15 protein-coding genes are annotated in these 17,561 nt (G+C 46.0%); 7 read left to right on the top strand and 8 right to left on the bottom strand.

Annotated elements, in window-relative coordinates:
* Nucleotides 1-6: 6 nt before the first annotated feature.
* Together dtd and R7E29_RS22750 are read right to left on the bottom strand one after the other, a co-directional pair.
* Nucleotides 7-441, bottom strand: a complete 435-nt coding sequence (gene dtd / locus R7E29_RS22755; protein ID WP_005379282.1) for a D-aminoacyl-tRNA deacylase — start codon at nt 439-441, stop codon at nt 7-9.
* Nucleotides 413-1,357 (bottom strand): virulence factor BrkB family protein, encoded by a 945-nt coding sequence (locus R7E29_RS22750; RefSeq protein WP_005379281.1) that lies wholly within the window; start codon nt 1,355-1,357, stop codon nt 413-415. Before R7E29_RS22750 ends, dtd begins: the two co-directional genes overlap by 29 nt.
* A gap of 34 nt (nt 1,358-1,391) precedes the next feature.
* Between R7E29_RS22750 and R7E29_RS22745 the strand changes: the two genes are divergently transcribed.
* Nucleotides 1,392-2,033 carry a DUF2959 domain-containing protein gene (locus tag R7E29_RS22745; protein ID WP_005382972.1) on the top strand — a complete coding sequence of 214 codons (642 nt, stop codon included), beginning with the start codon at nt 1,392-1,394 and terminating at the stop codon, nt 2,031-2,033.
* Between the two features lie 31 nt (nt 2,034-2,064).
* Here the strand turns inward: R7E29_RS22745 and R7E29_RS22740 are convergent, their stop codons facing one another.
* Both R7E29_RS22740 and typA read right to left on the bottom strand, forming a co-directional pair.
* Nucleotides 2,065-2,607: an AAA family ATPase gene (locus tag R7E29_RS22740; protein WP_054576819.1), complete on the bottom strand. Its 543-nt coding sequence runs from the start codon at nt 2,605-2,607 to the stop codon at nt 2,065-2,067.
* Nucleotides 2,608-2,679: 72 nt separating this feature from the next.
* The gene (typA, locus tag R7E29_RS22735; protein ID WP_005379276.1) at nt 2,680-4,509 is read right to left on the bottom strand and encodes a translational GTPase TypA; all 1,830 of its coding nucleotides are present in this window, start codon (nt 4,507-4,509) and stop codon (nt 2,680-2,682) included.
* 530 nt (nt 4,510-5,039) lie between these two features.
* On the opposite strand from typA, the gene glnA reads away from it, so the two are divergent.
* The 6 genes from glnA to add all read left to right on the top strand — a co-directional run bounded on the left by glnA (nt 5,040) and on the right by add (nt 13,667).
* A complete protein-coding gene (glnA, locus tag R7E29_RS22730; RefSeq protein ID WP_005379275.1) occupies nt 5,040-6,449 on the top strand; it encodes a glutamate--ammonia ligase in 1,410 nt (469 codons plus the stop codon).
* A gap of 195 nt (nt 6,450-6,644) precedes the next feature.
* The gene (locus R7E29_RS22725; protein ID WP_017635013.1) at nt 6,645-7,226 is read left to right on the top strand and encodes a DUF4124 domain-containing protein; all 582 of its coding nucleotides are present in this window, start codon (nt 6,645-6,647) and stop codon (nt 7,224-7,226) included.
* 132 nt (nt 7,227-7,358) lie between these two features.
* Complete coding sequence (gene glnL / locus R7E29_RS22720; RefSeq protein WP_017821940.1) at nt 7,359-8,405, top strand: nitrogen regulation protein NR(II); 1,047 nt, start codon at nt 7,359-7,361, stop codon at nt 8,403-8,405.
* Between the two features lie 57 nt (nt 8,406-8,462).
* Complete coding sequence (gene glnG, locus R7E29_RS22715; protein WP_005379267.1) at nt 8,463-9,866, top strand: nitrogen regulation protein NR(I); 1,404 nt, start codon at nt 8,463-8,465, stop codon at nt 9,864-9,866.
* Between the two features lie 102 nt (nt 9,867-9,968).
* Nucleotides 9,969-12,515, top strand: a complete 2,547-nt coding sequence (locus R7E29_RS22710) for an EAL domain-containing protein (RefSeq protein WP_025768297.1) — start codon at nt 9,969-9,971, stop codon at nt 12,513-12,515.
* Between the two features lie 147 nt (nt 12,516-12,662).
* A complete protein-coding gene (gene add, locus R7E29_RS22705; protein ID WP_005382965.1) occupies nt 12,663-13,667 on the top strand; it encodes an adenosine deaminase in 1,005 nt (334 codons plus the stop codon).
* Nucleotides 13,668-13,736: 69 nt separating this feature from the next.
* Here the strand turns inward: add and hemN are convergent, their stop codons facing one another.
* From hemN to R7E29_RS22685, 4 genes are all read right to left on the bottom strand, one after another.
* Nucleotides 13,737-15,128: an oxygen-independent coproporphyrinogen III oxidase gene (gene hemN / locus R7E29_RS22700; protein WP_025768296.1), complete on the bottom strand. Its 1,392-nt coding sequence runs from the start codon at nt 15,126-15,128 to the stop codon at nt 13,737-13,739.
* Between the two features lie 184 nt (nt 15,129-15,312).
* Nucleotides 15,313-15,801: a DUF2489 domain-containing protein gene (locus tag R7E29_RS22695; protein ID WP_005379254.1), complete on the bottom strand. Its 489-nt coding sequence runs from the start codon at nt 15,799-15,801 to the stop codon at nt 15,313-15,315.
* A 7-nt stretch (nt 15,802-15,808) separates the two neighbouring features.
* Nucleotides 15,809-16,351, bottom strand: a complete 543-nt coding sequence (gene yihI, locus R7E29_RS22690) for a Der GTPase-activating protein YihI (protein ID WP_025768295.1) — start codon at nt 16,349-16,351, stop codon at nt 15,809-15,811.
* The gene (locus R7E29_RS22685) at nt 16,351-16,989 is read right to left on the bottom strand and encodes a class I SAM-dependent methyltransferase (RefSeq protein ID WP_005379250.1); all 639 of its coding nucleotides are present in this window, start codon (nt 16,987-16,989) and stop codon (nt 16,351-16,353) included. Before R7E29_RS22685 ends, yihI begins: the two co-directional genes overlap by 1 nt.
* Nucleotides 16,990-17,561: the final 572 nt, after the last annotated feature.

The following is a 17,561-nucleotide window of genomic DNA, read 5'->3' as shown; positions in this document are numbered from 1 at the left end:
ACCAGATTAGACCTGCAACCAAAACGTTACTGGACCGTCATTCACCAAGGACACTTTCATATCGGCAGCGAAGCGGCCACGCTGTGTGGGTAAAACTTCTTCACACAAGTCAGAAAAGTAATCATACAAGCGCTCTGCATCCACAGGATGCGCACCACGAGAAAAGCCAGCTCGCGTGCCTTTTTTTGTATCCGCTGGCAGCGTAAATTGAGAAACCACCAGCACTTTTCCTTCCACCTGTTTAACGTTCAGGTTCATCTTGCCTTCGTCATCTTCGAACACACGGTAGGTTGTAACACGCTCCATTAAACGCTTTGCTTTAGCTTCATCGTCGTCCTTCTCTACGCCCAATAAGACCAGCAGACCACGATCAATTTCTCCTACGACTTCACCATCCACACGGACGGCTGCTTCACTGACTCGTTGAATTAGCGCTATCACTACTCTCGCTTCCTTCATCTGTTAACTGAGATTCAGCGGTCGAGTGTATCATGTCTAAATCTTCACTCCAGTGCTCTCGCTCACCAAGCGCAGCCGTAACTTCCGCCCCCAATAACACGATCATCCAGCATAAATACACCCAAACAAATAAGATAGGAATCGCCGCTAACGCGCCGTAAATGAGCTGATAAGACGGAAACTGAGTGATGTAGAGTGCAAAGCCTTTTTTACTCAACTCGAACAGTATCGCGGCGACTGCTGCCCCCATGGCACCATGAGCGAGGTGTACTTTTTTATTCGGCACTAGAATATACAAGCCAAGAAAAGCAAAAAAGGACAGCAACAACGGTAGCCAACGCAGAAATAAATTAAACGCACCAGATAATGTCTCGTTCTCTAAAATTTGCAGCGAAGTCACGTACGACGTCGCCGCAATACTCGCACCGACCATGATCGGCCCTAACGTGAGTACCATCCAATACATAGAGAATGAAAAGACTAAACGGCGCTTGTCTTTAACTCGCCAAATGTAGTTTAAGTTCTTATCAATGTTGGAAATCAGCATGACCGCTGCGATGAATAAAAACCCACCGCCAACCGCGCTCATTTTGCCCGTATTCGCCACAAATTCCTGTAATGCCGTATGTACAGCTTCTCCAGAAGCTGGCACAAAATTCTCAATAATGTAGCCTTGCAGCACTTCACCAACGTTCGCAAAAACGGGAAATTTCGACAATATTGATAACAATACCGTCAGCATTGGCACGATGGATAACAAGGTAATGTAGGCAAGATAGCCCGCGTTCACATTCACACGGTCATGCGTTAATCGCTTAAGAAGATACTTAAAAAACGCGACGCAACTTGGCAGTAGATTGATTAATCTCGCCTTGTAACTCTCTGATAACTGGTTCATAGTTCATCCCATAATTAGCGCCGAGGACATAAGAATGCCTTATTTATTAGCAATTGTACTATCAATTTTCACTTTAACAGGGTGTCAATCTGCTTATTACTCAGCAATGGAGCAGGTTGGGTATCATAAACGAGATATTATGGTCGACCGCGTCGAAGATGCCAAAGAATCTCAACAAGATGCACAAGAAGAATTCACCAGTGCACTTGAAGCCTTATCTGCGATCACCAACTTTGATGGTGGTGAGCTAGAAAATGTCTACAACAACATCAATGACAAATACGAAGATAGCGAAAAAGCGGCTCAAGACGTACGTGACCGTATTGCTGCGATTGAAGACGTATCCGGCGCACTGTTTGATGAGTGGCAAGATGAGCTAGAGCTGTACTCGAGTGCGAAACTGCGTCGTTCAAGCGAGCAAAAGCTACGTGAAACCAAAGCCTCGTACAAAACCATGCTTAGCGCTATGAAGCGTGCAGAGAAAAAGATGACACCGGTACTGGATACGCTGCGTGACAACACGTTGTACTTAAAACACAACCTTAACGCTAGTGCGATTGGTTCTTTGCAAGGTGAGTTCTCTAGCTTAGAGAAAGACATTCAGTTTGCGATCAAACAAATGAACGAAGCGATTGCAGAGTCCGATAAATTCCTACAAAAGCTCAATCAAAAGTAAATGATTTAGACCTCCTCCTAGTGAGGAGGTTTTAGTCGGCGACCTTACCGAGTAAACCGATGACTCTTCGAACAAAGCCTACTCTCTCTGGCACAGTTCCCCATGGTACTTCTATCACTTCATAACCCAACTCAGTATAGACACTCACTAACGACTGATGAATCTCCAATGCTTCTTCAAAGCTGTGCGGACGCACTTCATCTTGCACGTAAATGGATGCTTCAGGTCGACAAGTAAACACCTGACTATGGTACCCAGCGCTTCCGGTTAAGAAAGCTTGGTCAACCTTACAGCCGCCCACTTGTAGATATGCAATGATGTCGGGGATGGCGCGATCAACAAACGCAACATCATGACAACGCGCATCACTCTTTTGTTTGTCCATCAACCCAAGGCATAACTTGGCAAACTCAGGTAAATTCGTCCACGGCAAAACACCATTTTCTAACTGGCTTTGCTGCTCAATCAAATCGCGAGACCCTTCAGGAAACGTGGCGTAACCACACGCGTCTAGCGCATTCAGCAGTGTTGTTTTTCCCGCACCAGGCCCACCGGTGATAATAATCGGGTTCATATTCAACTCCAGAAAACAAAAAGCCCCGAGCATAACTCGAGGCTTCTTCTTAATTGAATCGCTTAACGAAAATTATTTCGCGCCACGAGAAGCACGCTTACGGTCGCTTTCCGTTAGGAACTTCTTACGGATACGGATGCTTTCAGGCGTTACTTCTACTAGCTCATCGTCATCGATGAATTCTAGTGCTTGCTCAAGAGTCATCTTGATTGGCGGAGTAAGAACCTGTGCGTCATCGGTACCAGATGCACGAACGTTGGTTAGCTGCTTACCTTTCAGTGCGTTTACCGTTAGGTCGTTGTCACGGCTGTGAATACCGATAACCATACCTTCGTAAACTTCAACACCGTGACCGATAAATAGACGACCACGCTCTTGAAGGTTGAACAGTGCGTTAGTTAGCGCTTTACCCATCGCGTTCGCGATTAGTACACCGTTTACACGTTGACCGATGTTACCGCCTTTGTGCGGGCCGTAGTGATCAAACGTATGGTAAAGAAGACCTGAACCTGAAGTCAGTGTCATGAATTCCGTTTGGAAACCGATCAGACCACGTGATGGCATAACGAAGTCCATACGCACACGACCTTTACCGTCTGGAGACATGTCTTTCAGCTCACCTTTACGTAGGCCGATGTTCTCCATGATGCCGCCTTGGTGCTCTTCCATTACGTCGATAGTTACCGTTTCGAACGGTTCCATCAACTGACCATCTTCTTCTTTGATGATTACTTCTGGACGAGATACTGCTAGCTCGAAGCCTTCACGACGCATGTTTTCGATCAGGATAGAAAGGTGAAGTTCACCACGACCTGATACGCGGAATTTATCTGGATCGTCTGTTTGCTCAACGCGTAGTGCAACGTTGTGTACCAGTTCCTTCTCAAGACGCTCAAGGATGTTACGTGACGTTACGAACTTACCTTCTTTACCCGCGAATGGAGACGTGTTTACTTGGAACGTCATTGTTACTGTTGGTTCATCAACAGACAATGGTGGTAATGCTTCTACTGCGTTTTGTGCACAGATAGTGTCAGAAATTTTCAGCTCGCCAAGACCAGTGATTGCGATGATATCACCCGCGTTAGCTTGTTCAACTTCGTGACGCTCTAGGCCAAGGTAGCCCATTACTGTACCCACTTTACCGTTGCGAGTTTTACCATCAGCACCAATAATGGTTACCTGCTGGTTTGGTTTAACGCTACCACGAGTTACGCGAGCCACGCCGATAACACCAACGTAAGAGCTGTAGTCTAGCTGAGAAACTTGCATCTGTAGTGGACCATCAAGGTCAACATTTGGCGCGTCAACAACATCAACGATAGTTTGGAATAGTGGTTCCATGTTCTCGCCAGTTTCGCCTTCTTCTAGAGAAGCCCAACCGTTAAGTGCTGATGCGTAAACTACTTTAAAGTCTAGCTGGTCATCAGTTGCACCTAGGTTGTCGAACAGGTCGAACACTTGGTCCATAACCCAATCAGGACGTGCGCCAGGGCGGTCAATCTTGTTGATTACAACGATTGGTTTTAGACCGTGAGCAAACGCTTTTTGTGTTACGAAACGCGTTTGAGGCATTGGACCATCAACTGCGTCAACGATAAGTAGTACAGAGTCTACCATCGACATGATACGCTCAACTTCACCACCGAAGTCCGCGTGTCCCGGAGTATCTACGATGTTGATACGGTAATCGTTCCAGTCGATTGCTGTGTTTTTAGCAAGAATGGTAATACCGCGCTCTTTCTCGATGTCGTTCGAGTCCATGACTCGCTCTTCAGCTTCACCGCGAGACTCAAGCGTGCCTGATTGTTGTAGCAGCTTGTCAACCAACGTGGTTTTACCGTGGTCAACGTGCGCGATGATCGCGATATTTCTTAATTTATCAATCTGTGGAGTAGCCATGGATATTGATTCACTTAGATAGATGAAATGCCCCCACGCTGAGAACGGGTGCTCTCTGGCGACATTTGCTGATTAAAAAAACGGCCATAATGTACCAGATTTTAGCAAAAAGCCTAGAAATATGTGATCTACTCCCGAGCATTTCTGCGATTTTTACGCTTAATGCCCATTTTCTTCCTCAGAACGAATTGATTAAACGCAACTTTATTCTAATCGATGCATAATTCAAATTGACTCTTGCTCAAAAACTGGGCTGAATACGCAATGTACCTGTCACATTATGGTGCAACAATGATTTTTAGCACCATAATAGTGCAATCAAAGATCATTTTGGTGCAAGCAACTGCACCAAACTAGCATTCAAAAACACAATTGCTTGAAATTAATGGAATATTTTTTTTGGCACGGTTTTGGCTTTAGTTAAAACAGCATCGATTAATGAAAAGTCAAATTGATTAATCAATGCCAGGTTTCATGAATAATTCATAAATCGAGCTTTTACCGCTTATTAACACTGGAGGTTATCCAAGATGTCAGTAGAAAACGTTCTATCGCTGATCCAAGAAAACGAAGTTAAGTTTGTTGACCTACGCTTCACTGATACAAAAGGTAAAGAGCAGCACATTTCGATCCCTGCTCACCAAATCGACGCAGACTTCTTCGAAGAAGGTAAAATGTTCGATGGTTCATCAGTTGCTGGCTGGAAAGGTATCAACGAATCAGACATGGTAATGATGCCTGACGCATCTTCTGCTGTGCTTGACCCATTCACGGAAGACGCAACACTAAATATCCGTTGTGACATCTTAGAGCCTGCAACAATGCAAGGCTACGACCGTGACCCACGCTCTATCGCAAAACGCGCTGAAGACTTCATGCGTTCTACAGGTGTTGCAGATACTGTACTTATCGGTCCTGAGCCAGAATTCTTCCTATTTGATGACGTGAAGTTCTCGACAGACATGTCAGGCTCTTTCTTCAAGATCGACGACGTAGAAGCAGCATGGAACACAGGTTCTGACTACGAAGAAGGTAACAAAGGTCACCGTCCAGGCGTTAAAGGTGGTTACTTCCCAGTAGCTCCAGTAGATTCATCTCAAGACATCCGTTCTGCTATGTGTCTAGTAATGGAAGAGATGGGTCTTGTTGTTGAAGCGCACCACCACGAAGTGGCAACGGCGGGTCAAAACGAAATCGCAACTCGTTTCAACACGCTAACAACCAAAGCTGACGAAATCCAAATCTACAAGTACGTTGTACACAACGTTGCTCACGCGTTTGGTAAAACAGCGACGTTTATGCCTAAACCACTTGTTGGCGACAACGGCAGCGGTATGCACGTTCACCAGTCTCTAGCAAAAGATGGCGTAAACCTATTTGCTGGTGACAAGTACGGCGGTCTATCTGAAATGGCGCTTTACTACATCGGTGGTATCATCAAACACGCTCGTGCAATCAACGCATTCGCTAACCCATCAACCAACTCGTACAAACGTCTTGTACCAGGCTTCGAAGCACCAGTAATGCTAGCTTACTCAGCGCGTAACCGCTCTGCTTCAATCCGTATCCCAGTGGTACCAAGCCCGAAAGCACGTCGTATCGAAGTTCGTTTCGGTGACCCAGCGGCGAACCCATACCTATGTTTCGCAGCAATGCTTATGGCTGGTCTTGACGGTATCAAGAATAAGATCCACCCAGGCGAAGCGATGGATAAAGACCTTTACGATCTTCCAGCTGAAGAAGCAGCAGAAATCCCAACTGTTGCATACTCACTAAAAGACGCGCTAGCAGAGCTAGATGCTGATCGTGAGTTCTTAACAGCGGGCGGCGTATTCTCTGACGACTTCATCGATTCATACATCGACCTTAAGTCTCAGGACGTAGAGCGTGTGAACATGACAACTCACCCTGTTGAGTTCGAACTTTACTACTCTGTGTAAGGTCGACACTGTGTAAAATGTAAACACAGCAATAAAATATTAGGCTCGCCTCGCAGGCGGGCCTTTTTTGTATTCGCCACTCAAGCTTCGACGTTTAACATGAGGGGATAATAAAAATACGCTTAGAATTTTTCCTTACAGGTCAAAGAGCTAAGCCATTGAAACGTGAAATCATCGAACAAGAGAAGGTGAGCAATGAAAGTTCAGCTTATTCCATCACTGTGTGCACTCAGCGGATTGTTAATCGCCTCTATCGCCTTCGCGCAGGTCGCGTATACGTGGGTAGATGAAAATGGCGTGGTTCACTTTAGCGATACGCCAAACAAAGGAGCAAAAGCGATCGCACTGCCAAACCTTGAAGCCAGCGCACCAGCTCCTGAGGTAGAAAGTACTGAATCGCTCGCACCTCAGACTACGCCATCTACTGCATCACAAAACAAGCCAGATAAAACAACCGAGAAGCCTCTCCCATTACAACTCTCGATGCTGGCTCCCAAGCACAACGAGACCATCCGCAGCAATCGAGGCATCATCAATATTCAATTAGAAACCAATCGCAAGCTTGGTATCGGTGAGCAATTGCAATTGTTACTCGATGGAAAACCTTATGGTGCACCACAAAACCATATAGTGTGGCAGTTAAACAATATTGACCGAGGCACTCACACACTTGCTGTGCACGCGAAAAGAAGCGGCAAGCTTATTGCATCTACTAGCCCTATAACGGTGCATTTACATAGAGCAAGTGTTAAGCCGACCGTAAAAGGGGCAAAATAGAATATCTGGTGAAAAAAATCACATCACAGCGATGCTTTTCACTTTTTCTTCTAAGATTTATTCGCCATACTTAACGTTCAATTGCACCATTATTGTGCATCGCACAATCTTAAAGCAAAACAAGGACGTAATGTGGATACCAGTCTTCCTAGTGCCATTCTCAACAATATGGTGACAGCAACGCTGATTCTTGATGATGGATTGGCCATCCGTTATGCCAATCCGGCTGCCGAATTGCTGTTTTCTCAAAGCGCCAAACGAATTATTGAACAATCACTTTCTCAATTGATTCAGCATGCGTCGCTGGATCTCGCGCTGCTCACTCAACCGTTGCAAAGTGGTCAAAGCATCACCGACAGTGACGTCACTTTCGTTGTTGATGGCCGCCCTTTAATGCTAGAGGTGACGGTTAGCCCTATCACTTGGCAAAAGCAGTTGATGCTTCTGGTCGAGATGCGCAAAATTGATCAGCAGCGCCGACTCTCTCAAGAACTGAACCAACACGCCCAACAACAAGCAGCGAAGCTGTTAGTCCGAGGGCTTGCACATGAGATTAAAAATCCGCTTGGCGGCTTACGCGGTGCGGCGCAATTGCTAGAAAAAATGCTGCCAGAGCCCTCTCTCACCGAATATACACACATCATCATTGAGCAAGCAGACCGTTTAAGGGCGCTCGTGGATCGATTACTAGGACCGCAAAAGCCTGGTAAGAAGACACAAGAGAATCTGCACCAAATTCTTGAAAAGGTTCGCCAACTGGTTGAATTAGAGTCACAACGCTCAATCATCATTGAACGAGATTATGACCCAAGCTTGCCAGAGATTTTGATGGATACAGACCAAATCGAGCAGGCAATGCTTAATATCGTCAGCAACGCCGCACAAATTCTTAGCCATCAAGAACACGGGAAAATAACCATTCGCACCAGAACGGTGCATCAAGCCAATATTCACGGCAAACGCTGTAAACTCGCTGCTCGTGTCGAAATCACAGACAACGGCCCAGGTATTCCACCGGAACTACAAGACACGCTGTTCTATCCCATGGTCAGTGGCCGCGAGGGAGGAACTGGATTAGGGCTATCTATTTCGCAAAATTTGATCGACCAGCACAATGGAAAAATAGACGTAGAAAGCTGGCCTGGTCACACAACATTTACTATTTATCTGCCGATCTGAGTGCGCTAATGGACTTCAAGTCGCGTCAGTTTTTCGGTTTGCTGCAAGGATTACTACATGAGTAAAGGATATGTTTGGGTCGTTGATGACGACAGTTCAATTCGCTGGGTAATGGAGAAAACGCTCTCCTCTGCCAACATCAAATGTGAAACCTATGCCGATGGAGAAAGCGTGTTAATGGCGCTCGAACGCGAAGTGCCGGATGTTCTAGTATCAGACATTCGCATGCCAGGTATTGATGGGTTGGAGCTACTAAAGCAAGTACAGCGCGATTACCCAGACCTTCCCGTGATTATCATGACCGCGCATTCAGATTTAGATGCGGCAGTGAATGCGTACCAAAAAGGTGCTTTTGAATATTTACCAAAACCTTTTGATATTGATGAAACTTTAACTCTGGTTGAACGAGCCATTGCACACAGCCACGAAAACAAACGCGAGCAGCTCTCTCCAGAAGACATTCCAGCAGAAACGCCTGAAATTATCGGTGAAGCACCAGCGATGCAAGAGGTGTTTCGCGCCATTGGTCGTCTTTCTCGCTCCTCTATTTCAGTCTTGATTAACGGTGAATCGGGCACGGGTAAAGAACTCGTTGCTCATGCACTGCACCGTCACAGTCCACGTGCTAACAAACCTTTCATTGCGCTCAATATGGCGGCGATTCCCAAAGACTTGATTGAATCAGAACTGTTTGGCCACGAAAAAGGCGCGTTTACGGGGGCAAACAATGTTCGTCAAGGACGATTCGAACAAGCCAATGGCGGCACTCTATTTTTAGACGAAATCGGCGACATGCCATTGGACATTCAAACTCGTTTACTACGCGTTCTAGCTGACGGGCAGTTTTATCGAGTGGGCGGTCACTCTCCGATCAGTGTCGATGTACGAATTGTCGCGGCAACACACCAGAACTTAGAAAAGCTGGTGCACGAAGGTGACTTTCGTGAGGACCTATTTCATCGCTTAAACGTGATTCGCGTTCAGATCCCGGCACTGCGTGAGCGTAAGCAAGACATTGAAAAGCTTACACAGCATTTTCTTATCCGTGCGGCTGATGAGCTTGGTGTGGAAACAAAAACTCTCCACCCGTCGACTGTAGAGATTCTTAACCGCCTTGATTGGCCTGGCAACGTGCGTCAATTAGAGAATATTTGCCGTTGGTTAACCGTTATGGCCAGTGGTAGCGAGGTGTTACCAAATGACTTGCCAAGCGAACTACTAGAAGAGAAAAAATCCATTTCAGACTCTGCACATGGTAGTTGGCAAGAACAATTGGCGGATTGGGCACGGCATTCACTCGCAGCAGGAGATAAAGAACTACTTTCTTACGCTTTACCAGAATTTGAACGCATTTTATTAGAAGCAGCCTTAGAGCACACTAAAGGTCATAAGCAAGATGCCGCTAAAGTATTAGGCTGGGGGCGAAATACACTCACCAGAAAATTAAAAGAATTGTACTGACAATCACTTACGTGGTGCGTTAACAACGAGCGTCGTTTGTCACTCGATATTAATAAAAACATCAGTACAATTGTGGCGCACCACCATCTATGTGATTAGGCGATGTCTACTGCTACGACTCAAATTACACTGCGTACTGCTGTTCTGATTCCATTTGTCATGATCTTCTTACTGGCGATCGGTGTCATTGTCTACGTCCAAAAACAAAGTTACGAAGAAGTGGTCACGGATATCAGTGACAAGCAACTTTCCGTGTTAACCGAAAGTGTCCACGACCACCTCAATAGCTATCTACGTAAGCCTTTTACTGCGGTTATGGCTCTCGCGCACAACGTCAGCTATCACAACCTTTATCGCCCTCACGATACCTCAGACATTCAAAACTACCTGCTAAGTGCATTCAAAAATCTTTACCAATCGATACCGCAGTTGGATGTAATCGCATTTGGTTCAGAAAACGGCGACTTTGCAGGCTTTCGCCGCGAACTTTCCGACGATTACACCTTAATGGTGCAAGATCGCCACACCGATGGTGATCTGGTTATTTATGGAACCAACCATGTGAGTAACAACATTCGAACGGTTATCTCCCAATACGATCCTCGCACTCGCCCATGGTATAAGCCCGTTGCAGAGAGCCAAAACGCCACTTGGTCTGAAATTTATACCAATGCTGATGAACGCCAGGATATTACGCTATCAGCCATGACGCCGGTGTACAAACACGACCAATTTGCTGGTGTTTTGGTGACAGACATTCGTATCAATACATTCAACGAATTCCTGCGCGAGTTAAAATACAACACTAAAGCGTCGGTCTACATCATGGACCCAGATCATCGTTTAATCGCTCACTCAGGCCCGGGAAGCGTCATCTCATGGGGCACAAAATTTTCGGATAAAGGGCAGCGTTTGCTTGCCGCTGAAAACGCAGACCCGATCATCAAAATCAGTGCGAGCCGAGTCCGGTCTTTCGATCTCAACAACACCAAGCAACCTTATACTTTTTCATTTGAACATGATGGCCAACGTATTTTCAGTCGGCTAACCCCGTATCGAGACCAAGACGGCTTAACATGGTTTATCGGCACCTCCATTTCGGAGTCTGAGCTTCTCGGCCTGTTACCAAAAAGCCAGCAAGAGAGCTGGCTCGTTGGCATTATTGTAAGCCTATTTGGTATCGCCATCAGTTGGATCATTTTCAACCGAGTTACCAGACCAATTAACGCGACGGCCGCCGCCGCTCAGCACCTGGCAAATGGGGATTGGGATAGCGGCATGCCAAAGCCTGGTTATGTGTATGAGACAACCGTACTGGTCCATGCTTTTAATGAAATGGCGAACAATCTAAGAGCTTCATTCAAAGCATTGCGTGAACAGTTGGTTTATGACTCTCTAACACGCTTATATAGCCGTCAGGGTTTGGTCGAAATCTGTGAAAATCAGTCTGATCTTTGTCACGGCAGTTTATTTTTACTTGGTATCAACAAATTTAGAGATATCAACGACAGTGTGGGTCATCACAACGGCGACCAGCTGTTGGTCAGCATCGCTGAAAGGTTAAAACAGCAGTTTCGTGACAACGCATTATTGGCTCGGATTGGTGGTGACGAATTCGCGGTGTTTCTCTCAAATGTCGACACGGAAACCAAAATTAAACAAACCGAGCGTCGATTACAGCAACTCTTTTCCACCCCATTTATGGTGGAAGGCGAAAATGTAGTGATGAAGATTTCACTTGGTATTGTACAAACCCAGCCAAACGAAACCATGCCTTTATGGTTACGCAACGCCAGCATCGCATTAAGTTACGCTAAACAAGACTCACTGACTGGTGTTTGTCACTACAGCCCAGAACTAGCGAGCGCTTCAAAGTTTCGTACACAAATGCTGACCAAGATCCAAACTGGCATTGAAAACCGAGAGTTTATTCCTCATTACCAACCGATTGTGGATCTCGTCAGTGGCACAGTGTGTGGCGCCGAAGCACTTGCGCGTTGGCATAGCGACTCAGGTATGGTGTCACCATTAGATTTTATCCCAATCGCGGAAGAAAGCGGCATGATCAAAGCCATCGGCCAACAGATTCTGTTACAAGCTTGTCGCGACACTTACCAAGCGATCGAAAGCAAACAGTGGCCGTCGGACTTCCAACTGCATGTGAATATCTCCGTTAATCAACTATCCTGCCCAAGTTTTGTTGATACGGTGACAAGCGTATTGGATATCACGAAATTACCAGCAAGTAACCTCACACTAGAGATCACAGAATCACGTATCATTGATAGCGCACCGACCACACTAGAAAATATGACTAAACTGCGTGAAATGGGTATTGGTATCGCGATAGATGACTTTGGCACCGGCTACTCATCACTGGGTTACCTCCACTCTCTGCCGTTTACCTGCTTGAAGATTGATCGCACCTTCATCAATCAACTCACACAAGAAAACTTAAACAGTTCAGTCGTCGCTGCCGTCATCAATATCACAGCAGGTCTCAAAACTAATGTCGTCGCGGAAGGTGTCGAGGATAGCAATCAAGCACAATTACTGCGCTCTTTAGGCTGTAATCAGGTGCAAGGCTTCTACTACAGCCGCCCTATGCCACTAGAAGAATGGCCAACACATTTGGTGAACATGAAGTAGAAAAGAGCGAGAATCGTTGATTTCCTAGTCATCCTCTACTGACAATCTACCCAACTGTTATTTATACTTAACTGCAAATCTTACCCATGTATTGTCACAGATGATGTTTGGGCCCTGTTCCAGTTCATAACTATCCGGATCGACAAAATGATAACGAAGAACCTTCCTCTTACTGATTTGCACCGTCACCTCGACGGTAACATTCGTACTAAAACGATTCTTGAGCTAGGCCAAAAGTTTGGCATTGCCCTACCAGCGTACGATATTGAGTCTCTCACTCCTCACGTTCAAATTGTCGAAGCGGAACCCTCTCTTGTTGCTTTCCTTTCTAAGCTCGACTGGGGTGTTGCTGTCCTGGGCGATTTAGATGCGTGTCGTCGTGTCGCGTACGAAAACGTAGAAGACGCGCTAAACGCGCAAATCGATTACGCTGAGCTGCGTTTCTCTCCTTACTACATGGCGATGAAACACAAGCTACCAGTAGCGGGGGTTGTTGAAGCCGTCGTGGACGGTGTGCAAGCAGGTATGCGCGATTTTGGCGTGAAAGCCAACCTGATCGGTATCATGAGTCGCACATTTGGCACTGACGCATGTCAACAAGAACTGGACGGCATTCTGAGCCAGAAAGATCACATCGTTGCCGTCGACCTTGCGGGTGACGAGCTAGGCCAACCGGGTGATCGTTTTGTGTCTCACTTCAAGCAAGTACGCGATGCTGGCCTTGGGGTAACGGTCCATGCTGGTGAAGCAGCAGGTGCAGAGAGCATGTGGCAAGCAATCAATGAGCTGGGCGCAACTCGTATCGGTCACGGCGTAAAAGCGATTCACGATCCAAAACTGATGGATTACCTAGCAGAAAACCGCATTGGTATTGAATCTTGCCTGACGTCAAACTACCAAACAAGTACGGTAGAAACGCTAGAAAACCACCCTCTCAAGCAGTTCCTAGAGCATGGCGTTCTTGCGTGTTTGAACACTGACGATCCAGCGGTTGAAGGCATCGAACTGCCATACGAATACGAAGTAGCGGCACCAGCCGCTGGCCTGAGCCAAGACCAGATTCGCCAAGCGCAAATCAATGGCCTTGAGATTGCGTTCCTTTCAGAAGCAGAAAAATCGGAACTGAGAGAAAAAGTAAAAGATCGCGCTTAAATCCAGCGAAAACATAAAAAAATGCCAGCATCTGCTGGCATTTTTTATATCTTGAATCTGTATCTCTGATTAAATAACACGAGAGAACTGTTGCTGACGTGCCTTTGCTCGTAGGTATTTATCGAAGCTCATACAAATATTACGGATCAACAAACGACCTCGCAGCGTCACACGAATTTCATTATCATCCACTTCCACCAGCTCATCGTTAATAAAGGTCTGAAGTAGCTGCAAATCTTCTTTAAAGTACTGTTCAAACCTCACTTTAAACTCAGACTCAATGGCTTTCTTGTCTAACTTGAAGTTACAAATCAGCTGCTTAATCACTTCGCGACGGAGCAAATCATCAGAGTCCAGCGAGACCCCTTTCCATAGAGCGTGACGAAGTTCGTTGACTTGAGCGTAGTATTTCTTCAGCTCTTTCTGGTTTTGCGCGTACGCATCGCCGATCATCGAGATTGCAGAAACACCAAAGCCAACCAAGTCACATTCACCTTGTGTGGTGTAGCCTTGGAAATTGCGATGCAAAATACCTTCGCGCTGGGCAACAGCAAGTTCATCGTCCGGCAAAGCAAAGTGGTCCATACCGATAAATTGGTAGCCAGCACCAGTCAGTGTCGCGATGGTGTCTTGCAGAATCGCCATCTTCTCCTCTGCTTTTGGCAGGTCTTCGTCTTTAATCTTACGCTGCGCTGCAAATAGCTGTGGCATGTGCGCGTAGTTAAACACGGATAGACGGCCCGGCTGCATCTCTAGCACTTGTTCTAGAGTCTTGGCAAAAGATTCTTTGGTCTGCTTCGGTAAACCGTAAATCAAATCTAGGTTCGTCGAACGAAAGCCTAACTCTTTTGCGCGCGCAACCATCGCAACGATGAACTCTTCATCTTGCTCACGATTCACCAGTTTTTGCACTTCTTTGTTGAAGTCCTGCACACCGATGCTCAAGCGATTGAAGCCTTCACTACGCAGATGATCCAGCATGGTCAGCTCGATTTCACGCGGGTCAACCTCGATACTGATTTCAGCATCGCTACTAAAAGTAAACTCTTGGCGTAGCAGGCTCATTACACGCGTGATTTGCTTTTCAGAGAGAAACGTCGGTGTACCACCACCAAAATGCAATTGCGTCACGGTGCGACCCACAAGTAATGCAGCACGTTGACGAATTTCGTGTTCAAGCACGTCGAGGTATTCATCCGCTTTGTGCGAGTGGCGCGTAATGACTTTATTACATCCACAGTAGTAACAAAGCTTGTGACAGAACGGAATGTGTACGTACAGCGATAATGGGCGTTCTGGGTATTGAGTGCATGCCATATCATAATCAGAAATGGTGAACGCTTCATGAAACTCCAGCGCCGTTGGGTACGACGTATAACGAGGCCCGGAATAGTTGTACTTATCCAATACCGCTTGATCCCAGACGATTTGCTGTTTCGATTCAGTGTGTTGATTCGACATGGTGGTACTTTCCGTTAAATGCTAGGGCAACGAAAGCCGTCACCCGATATTCAGAGCCGCTATTTTGCCATACGACGATGACAAGCGTGGCAACGCCGACTGGCTTTTTAAGTATAAAACTAAAGAAGTGCTAGCGTGATCACGATACCCCCATTAGCCATAAGGAGACTATTGGAGGTCGCGCTTAAATCATCTGAATATTGATTTGATTATTCAGTGGCTGGACGTTTTTCTGCAACACTTTGAGCTCCTCAATAATCGCATCAGTGAGGCGGCTTTCCGCTTTATGACGCGTCAAGTTCTGTTGCATACGCTCTTTCTTGGCAAGTTGTTGGCGTTCTTCGCCACGCGCCATATCTTTCACGATGTGGTAAAGCTCAGAAATCGCAGGGTACGTTTTATCGAAATCAACGCGGTCTTCACCTTGTACATAATCCATGATGTTATACACACGGATACTGATTTCAGATAAATCGCACTGGCCTTGAATGCCCGCCTGACACAAGGTATGCACATTCTCAAAAATGTTGGCGTTACGTTTGTCTATCGCCAATTTTTGATGCTTCAGCTGCAATTCCTTTTGCTTTTTCAATTGAAGCAGAAGGTAACCTGCATAAGAAGCGAGTGCGATGATAATCACAACACCAGCAATAGCTAATAAGGTTACATTCATAGCTTAATTATCCTTTATAGTCGTCGAAATTAATGTCGTCGAAATCTGCCAGCAAGTCATCATCGTTGCGCGTGCTTTTCTTAGCAGGTGCAGTGAAATCTTCCTCTTCTTCAGGTTCCAACAAGCCTAGTTGGTCCATTAGCTTCTCAATGCGATCGAGTTTCTCATCGACGAATTTCTGTAGACCTGTGCCCAGGTTTTCACCCGCTTCAATACGGTCTAGCAACACGTTCAATTGCGCGTCATTTTCTAGCATCTCTAGTTCTTGCTCTGCCGACAAACGACGCTCTTGCTTCGTCATTTTCTTCGCAGGTTCAACAATCAGAGGTATTTTCTTTTTGCTGCCTAAGCGCGGGTCGCGATTTTGTGCAGCAGCTTGCTTTTTCTGCTCGTTAACTTCTGAGTTACGGTTACCCGTTTTCAGACCTTTACGCTTTTTAGCACGCTTGCGTAAGCGGCCTTCCACATCAGATTCTGTACGGTTACGAGTTACAACAAACTCAGGTGCACCAGCGGCACCCGGTTTTCTAGATTTTTTACTACGGCTCATTACTGGGGTTTCCTCAGTAAAATTACATCATTACCAATAAATTCGAGTTCGAGCTTATCCCGCTCTGCTAGGAACTGGAACGTGTCACGACTAAAGAACACTACGTGAGTGAGATCGTTCTTATAATGCCATGATTTGAAAGCCTCCACGTCGATGACCATTTTCGTCATCAGGCCTATCCAGCCCCCTGGCTTAACTAAATTCAACCATTGCTTCCACACCAAATCTGGGTGGTAGAGGTGCTCTATCACCTCTGTTGCTGTCATGAAGTCGTACGTTTTTTCTAAAACCGACGTATCAGGGTGGTAGTAGAGATCGTACAACGCCATGTTGTGCCCCGCCTCTTCCAGCATCAAGGAGAGCGTTGGGCCAGGACCACAACCAAAGTCAATACCATTTGATTGTGGAGAAATTCGCTCTGTGATCGGGTCAGCAATACGCGACAAAAAGCGTCGGTAACCCAAATCATCGGGGTTGTTCTCATGCAAATCATAGTGAGCTTTTTCGCTTTCCGCATCCAAACGTTGGTCTGGATTTACGAATACCAAGCTGCACTGCTCACATTGAAGATATTCACGACGCTTATCTTCAAAATAATGGTGAGTGCGCTGATTTTGGCATAAAGGACAGGTATGCATGCTGACTTCCTCAAACAGGGATGCGAAACATACCAGAAAGTGAACTCGGATTGGAGTGTTGTTGAGTATTTTTTCAGCAATTTTTGTTAAAAAACTTTGTTTACAACCTATAAAGCTAAATAAGTGCAGTAATATCAATTCAAGTTACGACTGAGCAAGTCAACGGATATAAAAAAAGCGACAGTCAGACTGTCGCTTTCTAAGTGCCATCAATTGGCGAAACTGTGTTGCACACATTTGGTGCACCAATGATCCCTTTGTTTTTAGAGCTTTCCCTGCCAAAAAGAGTTGTTTTTCATCTTCCTGATGAATTTTGGCTATCCGTTTACTTCCTGTCTACTGAGCAACTTCCTGTGCCTGATCCGTTTCACTGTCTTAACCGTCAGACGAGATGACCATCCTTATCTGATAGGCTCCCTACCTATCTAAATCCCTTTCTAAATCACCAAGCATCCGAGCTACATCCTTGGAGACCTAAACCGTGGTCTTAAATCCTTACATTCACCCCCTGTGAACGACTTCTACTTTACGCCATCCCGTTATACTCACAAGTAATGGGTTGAAAAAAAATC

It is taken from the genome of Vibrio sp. Vb1729 (genome assembly GCF_033338655.1).
GTDB lineage: Bacteria > Pseudomonadota > Gammaproteobacteria > Enterobacterales > Vibrionaceae > Vibrio > Vibrio alginolyticus.
This window is presented reverse-complemented; position numbering and strand designations above follow the sequence as displayed.

Bases quoted from the DNA above. Each gene is read 5' to 3' on its own strand.
- R7E29_RS22750 (WP_005379281.1), bottom strand. From the start codon at position 1,357: ATGAACCAGTTATCAGAGAGTTACAAGGCGAGATTAATCAATCTACTG.
- R7E29_RS22745 (WP_005382972.1), top strand. From the start codon at position 1,392: ATGCCTTATTTATTAGCAATTGTACTATCAATTTTCACTTTAACAGGG.
- R7E29_RS22740 (WP_054576819.1), bottom strand. From the start codon at position 2,607: ATGAACCCGATTATTATCACCGGTGGGCCTGGTGCGGGAAAAACAACA.
- typA (WP_005379276.1), bottom strand. From the start codon at position 4,509: ATGGCTACTCCACAGATTGATAAATTAAGAAATATCGCGATCATCGCG.
- glnA (WP_005379275.1), top strand. From the start codon at position 5,040: ATGTCAGTAGAAAACGTTCTATCGCTGATCCAAGAAAACGAAGTTAAG.
- R7E29_RS22725 (WP_017635013.1), top strand. From the start codon at position 6,645: ATGAAAGTTCAGCTTATTCCATCACTGTGTGCACTCAGCGGATTGTTA.
- glnG (WP_005379267.1), top strand. From the start codon at position 8,463: ATGAGTAAAGGATATGTTTGGGTCGTTGATGACGACAGTTCAATTCGC.
- R7E29_RS22710 (WP_025768297.1), top strand. From the start codon at position 9,969: ATGTCTACTGCTACGACTCAAATTACACTGCGTACTGCTGTTCTGATT.
- add (WP_005382965.1), top strand. From the start codon at position 12,663: ATGATAACGAAGAACCTTCCTCTTACTGATTTGCACCGTCACCTCGAC.
- hemN (WP_025768296.1), bottom strand. From the start codon at position 15,128: ATGTCGAATCAACACACTGAATCGAAACAGCAAATCGTCTGGGATCAA.
- R7E29_RS22695 (WP_005379254.1), bottom strand. From the start codon at position 15,801: ATGAATGTAACCTTATTAGCTATTGCTGGTGTTGTGATTATCATCGCA.
- yihI (WP_025768295.1), bottom strand. From the start codon at position 16,351: ATGAGCCGTAGTAAAAAATCTAGAAAACCGGGTGCCGCTGGTGCACCT.
- R7E29_RS22685 (WP_005379250.1), bottom strand. From the start codon at position 16,989: ATGCATACCTGTCCTTTATGCCAAAATCAGCGCACTCACCATTATTTT.